The sequence below is a fragment of the Paenibacillus piri genome (assembly GCF_004354045.1).
GTDB classification, from domain to species: Bacteria; Bacillota; Bacilli; order Paenibacillales; family NBRC-103111; genus Paenibacillus_S; species Paenibacillus_S piri.
This window is the reverse complement of the sequence record NZ_SMRT01000003.1, coordinates 165,206-177,612: the sequence shown is the minus strand read 5'-3', so window position 1 is coordinate 177,612 and position 12,407 is coordinate 165,206. Positions and strand designations below refer to the sequence as shown.

Annotated in this window: 10 protein-coding genes and 1 pseudogene; all 11 read right to left on the bottom strand. The window is 47.7% G+C overall.

All coding sequences use genetic code 11. The annotated features are described in order from the left end of the window. Positions 1 to 21: 21 nt before the first annotated feature. Positions 22 to 900 carry a carbohydrate ABC transporter permease gene (locus E1757_RS09055; RefSeq protein ID WP_246079100.1) on the bottom strand — a complete coding sequence of 293 codons (879 nt, stop codon included), beginning with the start codon at positions 898 to 900 and terminating at the stop codon, positions 22 to 24. A 12-nt stretch (positions 901 to 912) separates the two neighbouring features. Continuing rightward, positions 913 to 1,872 carry an ABC transporter permease gene (locus E1757_RS09050; RefSeq protein ID WP_425464829.1) on the bottom strand — a complete coding sequence of 320 codons (960 nt, stop codon included), beginning with the start codon at positions 1,870 to 1,872 and terminating at the stop codon, positions 913 to 915. A gap of 13 nt (positions 1,873 to 1,885) precedes the next feature. After that, positions 1,886 to 3,526 (bottom strand): extracellular solute-binding protein, encoded by a 1,641-nt coding sequence (locus tag E1757_RS09045; RefSeq protein ID WP_133226949.1) that lies wholly within the window; start codon positions 3,524 to 3,526, stop codon positions 1,886 to 1,888. A gap of 216 nt (positions 3,527 to 3,742) precedes the next feature. After that, positions 3,743 to 4,390 (bottom strand): GntR family transcriptional regulator, encoded by a 648-nt coding sequence (locus tag E1757_RS09040; RefSeq protein ID WP_165972025.1) that lies wholly within the window; start codon positions 4,388 to 4,390, stop codon positions 3,743 to 3,745. A gap of 61 nt (positions 4,391 to 4,451) precedes the next feature. Then, positions 4,452 to 5,186 (bottom strand): amidohydrolase family protein, encoded by a 735-nt coding sequence (locus E1757_RS09035; RefSeq protein ID WP_133226945.1) that lies wholly within the window; start codon positions 5,184 to 5,186, stop codon positions 4,452 to 4,454. Between the two features lie 253 nt (positions 5,187 to 5,439). Next, a pseudogene (locus tag E1757_RS37170) lies at positions 5,440 to 5,591 on the bottom strand (L-fucose/L-arabinose isomerase family protein); the annotation flags it as partial. Positions 5,592 to 5,648: 57 nt separating this feature from the next. Continuing rightward, positions 5,649 to 7,394: a DUF5605 domain-containing protein gene (locus tag E1757_RS09025; protein WP_133226943.1), complete on the bottom strand. Its 1,746-nt coding sequence runs from the start codon at positions 7,392 to 7,394 to the stop codon at positions 5,649 to 5,651. 75 nt (positions 7,395 to 7,469) lie between these two features. Continuing rightward, positions 7,470 to 8,990: a glycerol kinase GlpK gene (gene glpK / locus E1757_RS09020; protein WP_181956627.1), complete on the bottom strand. Its 1,521-nt coding sequence runs from the start codon at positions 8,988 to 8,990 to the stop codon at positions 7,470 to 7,472. 11 nt (positions 8,991 to 9,001) lie between these two features. Beyond that, a complete protein-coding gene (locus tag E1757_RS09015) occupies positions 9,002 to 9,940 on the bottom strand; it encodes a transketolase family protein (RefSeq protein WP_133226939.1) in 939 nt (312 codons plus the stop codon). Between the two features lie 3 nt (positions 9,941 to 9,943). Further along, entirely contained in the window at positions 9,944 to 10,786 is an 843-nt protein-coding gene (locus E1757_RS09010) for a transketolase (protein WP_133226937.1), read from the bottom strand. Positions 10,787 to 10,805: 19 nt separating this feature from the next. Beyond that, on the bottom strand, positions 10,806 to 12,239 hold the full coding sequence (locus tag E1757_RS09005) for an L-fucose/L-arabinose isomerase family protein (protein WP_133226935.1): 1,434 nt from the start codon (positions 12,237 to 12,239) through the stop codon (positions 10,806 to 10,808). Positions 12,240 to 12,407 lie beyond the last annotated feature (168 nt).

Below are 12,407 nucleotides of genomic sequence, written 5' to 3'. Positions count from 1 at the left end.
TTAAAATTATGAAACTCGCCTTTACCCTTTAACAGATCCTAATACAATCCCTTTTACAAAATACTTTTGCAGAAACGGGTAAACAAATAGGATGGGCAGCATTGAAATAAAAATTTGCGCCGCCTTGGCAGTCCGGTCCGACAAGTCTTTCAGGCTTTCCACATCCTGAACCAGCTCCGGTCTTGGATTAACAATCATTGTTTGGAGAAAGGTAGACAGAGGGAATTTGTTCATATCGGTAATATAAATCAAGCCGTCAAACCATGAATTCCATTGGGAGACCATTGTAAATAAGGCAATTGTGGCTATAGCCGGCTTCGCAACCGGAATGAATATACTGAACAAATTCCGGAAATGCCCTGCACCGTCCATAAAGGCGGCTTCTTCCAATTCTTTAGGAATTCCGGTCCGAAAAAAATTAATTAATAAGATTAAATGGAACACATTAATGATACCTGTGAAAATAAGCGCCCACACTGTATTTATAAGACCCAGATTACTTATGAGAATATATTGCGGAATAAGACCGACATGGAAAAGCAGCAGCGCAACAAAAAAATACATGTAAAAGGTTCTTCCTTTAAACTCATGCTCCTCCTTGGACAAAGGGTACGCCGCGAGAATCAATACGCCCAAAGTGATAACAGTACCCAACACCGTTCTCTCTACTCCATGATATAAAGCATAACCGAACCTGTCGTTATTGAGCATCTTAATCCAGGGATCTAAGGTAAAATCAACCGGCGTAAATATAACCATATTCGCTTCCGCCGCTGCGGCACCGCTCAAGGAAACTGCCAGCAAGTGAACCATAGGGAGGACGCAAGCAACGGCTAAAGCAAGCAGAAATGCGGTGTTTATCCATGTAAATACACGGTAATAATAACTTTCAATATGCACCTGCAAACCTCCTCAGAAAATACGGTAATCAGCGAGCTTATAGGCCGTGTAGTAACCGATAAGGATGAACATAAATCCAATAACCGATTTAAACAACCCTACGGCGGTAGCAAAACTAAACTGCCCTCCCAGAAGTCCGATTCGATATACATAAGTATCGATAATATCTCCCGATTCATAAACCAGAGGGTTATACAAATTAAATACTTGATCAAATCCGGCGTTAAGTATTTGTCCAAGCGATAAGGTAGCCACCACAATAATAATGGGGACAATTGCCGGTAGTGTGATATACCATACTTGTTGAATGCGGTTAGCCCCGTCGATCAGCGCCGCTTCATACAGATTCGGATTTACTCCCGCAAGCGCCGCCAAAAATACGATCGCCGAAAACCCGAATTCTTTCCATAAATCACTGGTAATCAACGTAAATACAAACCATTTATTATCGCCTAGAAAAAACACCGGTTGAAGCCCGAAAAGCTGCAATGCCTGATTGACAATCCCCCCCTTAACCGATAAAAGATCTATTAAAATACCTCCCAGAATGACCCAGGATAAAAAATGCGGAAGATAAACTAACGTCTGGATCGTCTTTTTAACAGAGCTTTTACGTACCTCATTCAACAGCAGAGCAAACAAAAGCGGGACTAGCAGCGAAAAAACAATTTTAAATGAAGAAATAAACAAAGTATTCCTAATGACGCTTCGTGTATCGCCAAATTGAAAAATCCGCATGAAATTCTCAAGTCCAACCCACTCGGAACCGGTGAAGCCTAACCACGGCTTATAATCCTGAAAAGCTATGATCATCCCGGGGAGAGGTCCGTAATGAAAAATTAATCCTAATATAAAAGCGGGCATCACTAAAATATGAAGAGGCCAATTCCGCTTCCAATTCCAACGGGTTCCTTGCTTCACGGCTTTAATGGAAACGGATGCTTGGTCCGATTGTAAGGATACTTGTTCCACAAAATACCTCCTCTTACTTTTTCGTTACCGAATTGTACCATTCGTTAACTTCTTTCGTAATTTGCTCTCCTCCGCCGTCCTTCCATTCTTTCACAAATTTATCAAAGGCGTCGACCGGAAGCTCACCGTAAATAATTTTCGTAAAATATTCGTCTTCGATTTTTTGCAATTGGGCCATACGCGAGAGCATGGTTTTGGTCGGAGCGGTCATAAACTGGTCGCTTACACGGAATGGTCTTGTATCCAATACATAGGCTCCCGCTTCAACCGTTAGATCCCCAAGTCCTTTGGTTCTGATTTCATACCCGCTCTCCGGAGCTTTGCCTTCAAACAGTTTTTTTCTTATCGTATTCTGAATGAGAGGAATTTCCGGTTGATTTATCGTATAAAGTCTGGCTGACATAGCTCCGCCTGGAATGTCCTTGAAATCAGCGACCCCGTTCTTCACAACGCACTCGTATCCTTCAAAATAACAATTGTAAAATTCGGAGCTCTTATCGCCTAAGACGTTGCCATGCAAAGTATCGTAATAATAGAAAAACGCATCGATATGTTTAAAGTCTTTATTGAACAAAGCAATATTGGCGTACAGGTTTGAAGCGCGATGCCCCCTTTTATTGTTTGGTCCGGCCGGGTAGGCAAAAGGTTTCATTTGGGCGCCTTTTATCTTATCTATATTGATTCTGCCGAGCGGAGAATGGAATTGACCGGCTATCATCCCTGCTCTGCCGGAGTTGAAGGCTTCCGCAGCTTTAAGCGCATCCATCAAGCCTACTTCTTTATCCAAATATCCCTTCTTAAACCAATCCTGCAGTTTCGCCAAGCCTTGCTTCACATTCGGCTGCAGGGAACCGTATACGAGAGAGCCGTCCGGCGCCTTATTCCAAGACCTCGGCATATAATCTCCGTAAGCCCCGAAAATCCAAGTCATCGCCTGCTCTATTCCGCCCTGCATGTAGAACGATAGCCCCGCCGTCTCCTTACCGTCCGGTTTATTAGTTACAAACGCTTTCATTACCGTTTCCATTTCGTCCAGATTCTCAGGTTTCTTCAAGCCGAGTTTATCCAGCCAATCCTGACGAATCCAGAGGACAGGATCGCCTCCATCCCCGCCGCTGGTCAAAGGAAGCCCCATCTTCTTTCCTTTACGGTCAACCAACTGCCACAGCTCCGGGAAATCGGAATAAATCTTTTTTAATCTCGGGGAGGCATATTTATCAAACGCTTCTTTAATATCCATGACTTTGCCGGAATCCATTAATTCGCCCGCTACCAAGAGATTAGGTACGGTTATAACATCGGGCAGCGGTTCATTAGCTGCAAGCGACAGTCTGAGCTTATTTTCAAACCCGTTTTGCTCAGCCGGAACCGTCCATAAATATTTAATATCGATGCCAAGTTTTTCTTTGGCCCATCGGGTATGTACATTGTTAGCAATAGTTTCCCCGTCTCTGAATTTTAAGCTCGAATCTACTCCTCTGGCCGTCGTCATCATAACCGGAGGATCGTATTTCTCGCCCGGCTTTTTGGCCTCCTTTGCTGCGGAATTACTTGTTGCACTGGTTCCTTCTTTCGTTGAAGAGCTGCAGCCGCCTAGAACCAGAGTACCGCATAATGCCGTAGCCAGGCTCGTCATGATCCATTTTTTCCCCATATAAATCCTCCTTTTTTTACCGGGCTTACAGACCCCTGCAATTTCCGGCAACCATTTTTGTTAGCGCTTTCACAAAATTTGCACAGTACCATCCGGATATTCATTTACAACTCTTGCAACTCTTCAATTCGTCGTTGCTTTTGCCTATACAGATCCGCCTCCCTTTTTAATATCCTCCATCATGATGTGTACGTTGTATACAGTTGGAATAAAAAATTATTTGTAAATATCGATTTTTCCGGATTTTAGATTTAAAATCGCTTTTTGAATATGGCTACGCATTAATTGTTCAGCCGCCAATCCGTCACGGTTGCGCAACGCGTTGATAATCTCGAGATGCTCGGTAAAGGTTTCCTTGGGCTCCCTGTACAATCCTTGAATAAAGCTGTAACCTAAAATATCGTTGGAAAGCGCCGTTCTTTGGAGAATTTCATCACCTGCAGCTTCCATAATCATATTATGAAATTTAATATCGGCTTTATAATAGGCATCGGCTTGTTGACTATCCCTTTGCTGGTAGGCTTCCCGGAATAACGTTTCCATATAAACCAGATCGGCATGAGTTAAATTAGGAGCCGCCATACGGCATGAAAGCCCTTCCAAAACAGCCCGAATTTCAAATATCGAGATCATATCCTGAAGCTTGAACTCTTTGGCATACCATCCCTTTGAGGATCTAAGAAGAAGTCCCTCTTTCTCTAATTCTCCCAATGCTTTGCGAAGAGGCGTTCTGCTTACTCCCAGCTCCATGGAAAGCTGATTTTGAACAATAGGCTCTAGAGGTTTAAGTTCCTTGTTTATAATCATCTCCTTAAGCCGGTTATACACGGTATTATCCAGAGTTTCGTAGGATTTTTGCAGCATTACGGATTCATTCCCTCCTAATAACATCTCATATGGTTGAATTCGGAATTAACCGTGTTATTTATAATCTAAACAGCGTGCGGGGATTATGATGAAAAATCTGTTCCAGCTGTGTGTCCGATAGCTTTAATGAATGGAACTTGGCCAGTTCAACCGGGACATTACTAATATGATCGGATCCCATAATTATTCTTTCAATCCCAGCAGCTTCGATCATTTTCGATACCGTATAAGTCGGACACCAGGAAGGCTCGAGAATGATGTTTTCACATAACTTCGCTGCGACAATCGCTTCGTCCGTATAAACAGCGAATCCGGCATGACATAACACAAAGGTTACATCCGGATATCTTTTGGCCGGTTCCATTACAAGAGCCGGCAGCGAAAAGGGATTACCGATTCCTGTATGAACCAGCACAGGCACACGGAATTGCCTTGCTGCCTCATAAATCTTATTACATAAAGGCGATAAGGGAGAAATATTGTGTCCCATGGGGTGAAGCTTGATCGCTTTAAAGCCGTATTCCTTCAAGCAAACCGTTATTTGATTATTATATTCGTCGTCCGATACCCAGGGATCGACGCTGGCCATTCCGAATATTTGATTGGGGTATTTTTGGGTAAGTTTGAAAATTTCTTCATGTACCGATGGAATAGCATCCAATGTAGGTTGAGGCATAACTAGACAGGAATGGATATTATATAGGACCATACTGTCGAGAATGTCTTCTTCGCTGGTTTCTACACCGGAAAACTTTGATTTCCCCAAATGGACATGAGTATCAATGATTTTCATGCTCCGTTTATCCGCTCCTTTTTGTGAACAGAATCATGCAAAACTTTACGTTGTATTCATTGTATACACTGTATATAGTGCTGAATATATCTTATTATTTTTCAACTGTCAATACAATTTTTAAGATATATAGAGCAAAAAGTGCCACGACAACCGTCTTCTTCCAAACATCATAATATCCGTTCGCGCTCTGCTGATTTCACAACACACACCAGGAAGTTCCCGCAATGGAAAAGGAGTTCCCCGTTGCCGTTTTCCGGATGAGCTCGCCTTCGTTGCAGATCATGGTCCGGAACGAAGGCGGACGGGGCCCGATCTTTAAAATCTGCAAGCTGCGGAATTGCCTGACGATATTGGCAGCGGTGAAACCGTTACCGAACCCCGTTCGAATACCGGATCATCCACACAGCACAAAACCAAGCTTCAACTTCCTCATCTGTTATACCTTCATCATGCAGCGATTTATATACCGGCTTTTCTCAATCTTACGGCCATATATTGCTTGCCGGGCAGCTCGATCCGGAACGCTCCTTCATAAGCGCCATCCAGCTCCGTTACCGTCATCTCCCATGTATCGATCACATCCACGCGATACCGGATCCCGGGTTTCATATTGAATTGTCTGTACCGCGGTTGGTTAAAGCCATAATAAAATAAATAATATTCGTCCGGGATACCGGCGCACGGAGCGTCAAATTCGGACTTCAGCGGATTCAAACCGCCTTCCGGTCCATTCTCCATAATCTTGGTCAGAAACGCAATCCGTTGCGGGCTGCTGCCGTACAATTGTCCTCCTTTGGACCACCATAAAATATCGTCGGGATGCATATACGTTTCACCATGTCCGACATAGCCGCCCCGGACCGCGCCTTCCCAGAATCTGCGTACCATCTCTTGGCCGGTAATATTCCCCCACCCCATGCCGATGTCGCCTTCGTATGCACATTCGTCGATAACAACTGGTTTATTCCAGTCATTGCGCCATTGATCCGTATTTTCAGCCGTCTTGTAGACATCGATCCGCTGAATGCTGCAGTGGGTTACCCACGGCCGGTTATAATCGTAAAAAGCGAAGCAATTATGAATCGATATCAAGTGTCGGTACGGATCATGGTCTGTAATAATCTGGGCAAACCGCTCCCAGTCCTCCGTTTCCTTGCTCCACATCAAATCGTATTCATTTGCCAGCGACCACCAAACATGACGGTAAGCCGACAAGCGAGCCGCGATATACCGCAAATACCTATCGTCGTCGGGCTTTTTCATTTCCGAAAATCCCCAGCGGTCATAAGGGTGGAACAGAATCAGATCCGCTTCAATTCCAAGCCGGCCGAGGTCGGCAACCCTTTCCTCCAGATGACGGAAAAATTCAGGATTAAACCGCGTATAATCCCATCCCTTCTCTGGAGAGCCTTCGTAAGGATAATAAACCGGCTCGTTCAAGTTATACAGGTATGATTTGGGAAACACGCACATACGTATCTTGTTGAACGGGGTTGATTGGAGCGTTTCCAATGTTTGCTCCTCCAGTTCCCGGCCTTGATGCGTCCAAGCGTAACATGTTGTACCGATTGGCAAGTAAGGCGTACCGTCCTCATAAGCGAAGTGGAACGTATTTTTTACCCGAACCGGCCCTTTATTGCCCGCCGGGGCAGCCTGACATATAAAACTTCCATCAATGCCGTTCAACGATCGTGCCGTACTCTTGGTCCGGAATGTCCACGTCCCTTCGGTATCGGGCATAAACCGTATGCGGTACAAGCCTTCCCCATCATAAAACCCCGATGTGTGCAGTATACGGTCCCCCAATGTAAATTCCGCGCTCAATTGGACATCCATGAACGGATTGCCATGGCTAGGACCTTGTAACGTAATCTCAAATACGTCCCATTTCCCGGCGAACTGCGGTGCCGTGAAGGTTGCAGATCCAACCGGTACCGATTCGTCTTCATAATCGGCAGGCGGAGCGGTATCCTTAAAAAATTCCGTCTCCTCCTGCACATCGGCCAGCTCTTTAAAAATGTTCTCCAAGTGCTCCTGCGTCCATGCCCAAGCCTGGTTGGAAACCGCAAGCTCCGGCAGCGTACGTCTTTTCCAAAAGGACAGGTAAGGTGAACCCGCTATTTCCGGAAGATGCTTTAAAACAACGTCCCTAGCCTCCTGGTTCGCCCATATTTTCCCTAGTTTTGTTTGTTCTGTGAAAGCCATAGTTCGAATCCCCTCCTGTATTCATTTTCTTGTTAACCGCCATATCTCTCCAATTCGCGAATGTATATCTCGCCGCTAGTTCCTCCCGCTTCCTGATTGGTGTGCTTGCGCTTCGTACAGCGCGGTGGCAACCGCCTTTTTCCAACCTTCGTAATACCGTTTACACTCTGCTGATTTCATAGCCGGTTTATAAATCCTGCGGGAATTATGTCCGATGGCCACATCATCAAGAGATGCCCAGAAGCCGATGCCGAGCCCTCCCATATATGCCGAGCCCATAGCTGACAACTCCGCAACCTCCGACTTCACCACGGTTCGTTCTAAAATATCCGCTTGAAACTGCATGAGCAGCGAGTTTTCAGAAGCGCCTCCGTCAGCCTGCAAACCGACCATTGTAATGCCTGTCTCCGCTTCCATCAGCCCGACGGCATCCCGCACTTGATAGGCGATGCTTTCAATCGCAGCGCGTACGATATGGGCTTTGCCGGTTCCACGGTTCATACCCGAAAGAATCGCCCGGGCATTCGGCTCCCAATATGGGGCCCCCAATCCGACGAAGGCAGGTACGAGATAGACGCCTTGATTATCAGGCGCCTGCTCCAGCATATGATCCATCTCTTGGAACGTTTCAAACAGTCCAAGATTGTCGCGCACCCACTTGATGCAGTCGCCCGATGTCCGTATCACCGCTTCGAGTGCGTATGTCACCTTCCCGCTCATATTCCAAGCGATCGCCAGAACAAGACCGTTCCCGGCTTCAACAGGCTTCTCTCCGATGTTCATGAGGACGGAGGTGCCTGTTCCGTAGGTCGCTTTCGCCGAACCGGGTGCAAAGCAGAACTGACCGAACAGCGCGGCATGGGAGTCGCCGACAACCCCTGCAACCGGCACCCGCTCACTGAACCATTCAGAATCATCCGTATACCCGAAACATTCGTCAGATGACTTCACTTCCGGCAAAATATCGACAGGAACTCCGAATAAGGTGCAAAGTTCCTGATCCCATTCCAATGTCCGGATATTGAATAAGGAAGTCCGGCTTGCATTGGTATAGTCGGTCGCATGTACGCGTCCCCCGCTAAGCTTCCAGAGCAGCCAGCTGTCTATCGTGCCCGCGAGAAGCTTACGTTCATTCAATAACCGTTCGGCATTGGGAACATGATCCAGAATCCATCTCCACTTGGTAGCCGAGAAATACGGATCGAGCATAAGTCCGGTTTTCCGGCGCACTATCGCCTCTTGGCCGCTTGCTTTAAGCGCCTCGCAAGCCCCTGCTGTCCGCTGACATTGCCATACGATAGCATTATAGACGGGGAGCCCCGTACTGCGATCCCACATGACAGCGGTTTCTCTTTGATTCGTAATCGTAATTGCCGCTAGCTGGCCGGGCGAAATATCCGCCAGCTTCATAGCGGCATGGGATGATTGAATGACGTTATTATAGATTTCCATCGGGTCGTGCTCTACCCAGCCTGCAGAGGGGTAATACTGACTATGCTCAACGGAGCCTCTCGCTACAATCCGGCCGGCCCGGTCGATCACAAGGGCCTTGGTGCCAGATGTGCTCTGGTCGATTGTCAAAAGATATTCCTTCATCACGCGGCCACCTACCTGCCAAGCAGCTCAAATGCAATTCGTTTGATGTTCTCTGCATTGATGCCGTAATGTTCGAAAACCTCGGATGTCTTGCCTGCGATCGCCGGTTCGTCGGGAATGCCGAGAATCCGAACAGGCACCGGATGCCGCTGCACAACAATTTCAGCAACCGCCGCACCGAGCCCTCCATGAATGCTGTGCTCTTCCACTGTTATGATGCGGCCTGTCTCCCGGGCCGAGCTAATAATCGCTTCCTCATCAAGCGGTTTAATCGTATGCATATTCAGAACGCGGACGGAAACCCCTGTTTTCTTGAGCGCAACCTCTGCGTCCAACGCAACACGAACAGTTTCTCCAGTCGCAATGATCGTCAGATCAGAGCCCTGACGCATCGTGACTGCCTTACCGATGATAAATTCATAATCATCCGACTCATACACGTCCTCAACCGGATTACGGCCGATCCGGACATAAACGCCGCCCTCGTAATTTACAAGCGCTTCGGTCATTTTCTTTGTTTCGTGGCGATCCGCCGGCAGCATGACGGCCAGGCCCGGAATGGCCCGGGTGACCGCAATGTCCTGAACGGAGTGATGGGACATGCCAAGTGCGCCGTAGCTGATACCGCCGCTAATGCCGACAAGTTTAACGTTCGTGCCGGAATAAGCGACATCCACCTTGATCTGCTCGATGCTCCGCATGCTCAGGAAGCAAGCAGGTGATGTGACAAACGGTTTCTTGCCGCTGTGCGCAAGACCGGCGGAGATTCCGACGATATTTTGTTCTGCAATACCGACCTCCACGAACTGTTCCGGATAAGCTCCTGCAAACGGAGCCATTGCGGCCGAGCCGCGGGAATCGCTTGCCAACACCATGATATCGCGATCGTCTCTCGCCAGTTCGAGCAATGTATCGCAGATGACTTGGCGATTCGGAATTTTGTTAGTCATCGTTTATCGCACCTCTCCTTCCTGAAAGCTTTTAAGTCTGGCAGAAAGCTCCTTCAAGGCTAGCTCCAGCTCCCCGTCGTTCGGCACATGATGATGCCAATGCGGTACGTTCTCCGCGAAGGAAACGCCTTTGCCCTTCACGGTGTTCGCCATAATCAACGTCGGCTTCCCCTTTACAGTTGGCGCTTCCTCAAATACTTGGACTAATGCCGCTATATCATTTCCGTCTACTGAGACCACATTCCACCCGAAAGACTCCCATTTCTTATCAAGCGGATCAAGCCCCATTACGTCCTCGGTAGATCCGCTGATCTGCAGCCGGTTTCGGTCGACGATACCGACCAAATTATCGAGCTTGTAATGCGCGCCCGCCATAGCGGCTTCCCATACGGATCCCTCCGCCTGCTCTCCATCGCCCATTAAGCAAAATACCCGGTAACCGGCACCGCCCCTCTTGGAGGCTAAGGCCATGCCGACGGCGATGGCAAGTCCGTGCCCCAGCGCACCGGTGTTCATTTCGATACCGGGTACTTTGTTATTCGGATGTCCGATCAGACGTGTGCCAAACTGGCTAAATGTTTGCAGCTCCTCCTTCGGGAAAAACCCGAGATCCGCCAGAATGCACCATAATGACTCTACTGAATGGCCTTTACTTGCGATAAAGCGGTCGCGATTCGGCAGCTTCGGATTGGTCGGGTCAATTTTCATCACCTTATAATACAGCGCCGTCAAAATATCGGTATTACTGAGAGATCCGCCTGTATGTCCAGTCTTTGCCCGATGGATCATGTTCAGTAAATCCATCCGAATTTGAACGGCCTTCGCTTTCAATGCAATCGTATCCATTGCTGTTCATCCTCCTCATTTATAAGCCCGCTCCCCGCAGCCAGGCTTGAATTTCCTTTTCCGTCGGATCGACAAGATCGGGCTTAAGGCCCGGAATATAGCTGCATGCCTCATAAAGAGCGGGAATGACATTCGCATGAATACCGACAGAATGATGTACGTACGGGCCTTTTACAAGCTTCTCTTCCCACAGCGGCCAATCGTTGACCTCCACCCAAACGTAAGAACCACGGGTATAAGGCCCCTGGATACCCTTAGCTTTGCCAAGAAATAATTGATAATCGCCATGGTCGCCGTCGAAGCGGGCCAACGTCATGCTGCCGCCCTTAATTTCACCTTCGTGAGTTCCCGGAGAGTGATCGTCGAACAAAAAATGCTTGCGCAGCTTCGGCTTATTCTCTACCGATAATGACACTGGGAAATTGCCGCAATGGAAAAGCAGCTCGCCGTTTGCGTTCTCCGGATGACGGACGGTCAAATCCGCAAAAAATGTCGGCTGCGTATTCATAGCGGCCGCCTGCACCATGACCGAGGTAATCGCTCCGTGAATATCCGTCTCGCAGGTAACCGGAATTTGCTCATCGGTCAAAATTGCGTTAGCTAAGCATGGCATGATTCCCATAGCATCCTGTAATGAGGACCAACATTGAATCGCGATAGCCGTGCTTCCGGTTTGTACCGCGTATTGCTTCATCGCCACCTTCAGGGCTGCAATTCGCTTAACATCGGCTTCGCTTACTTCGGACCAATCCAGCTTGGCCTTGATGTAGTCGACGGCCGCTGCCAGCTCGGAGCTGTTGCCGTTCTCAATCCGTTGGGAAGCGCGCTGAATATCGATTAGCGTAATCGGATAACATTCGATTCCGAATCGTTCCAGCAGTTCGCCTTCATTACAGATCATCGTCCAAAAGGAGGCCGGACGCGGCCCGATTTGCAAAATCCGCAGATTCCGGAATTGGCGGACAACATTTGCTGCGGCAATGAAATTGGTGAAGCCCCGCTCGAATACGGGGTCGTCTACCCGACTGTTCGTTACATAAGTGAACGGTACGTTAAAGCGGCGTAAAACTTTGCCCGTAGCAAATAGCCCGCATTGTGTATCGCGTAGCCGCATGCCGTCCTCTAACGGCGCTTCGTCCCGCGGCCCCCATAGCAGAACAGGCTTGCCCAGCGCCTTGCCCACCCGTGCGACTGTATCCTCGGTTCCAAAATTGCAATGCGGAAAGAAGACTGCATCGACTTTCTCCTGGCGGAACCGTTCCGCAATCTGGTCGGCATTAATATGGTCGTCGTATAGCAGTCCTTCTTGGTTCAGCCCCTCCAAATCTAAGATTTCAATGTCCAATCCAAAGCTTTCAATCTTCTCCTTGATCATAACCTTGTAGCGGAATGCATCCTCCGCACTGAACACGAAGCGGCGTGTAGGCACATAGCCAAGCTTAAGCTTCCCCATCATGGCATCTCCTTTTTGCGAATTTTATAAACAAATTAACTAAACATTACTAAATTTTCGATAGACAAAACGAAGTGTATTTTGCTTATCATTAATTTATCATCCAATAACAGGCAGGTCAATGCATATTTTAGTTGTTTTAACATAAATATTTCAGTTATTTATATA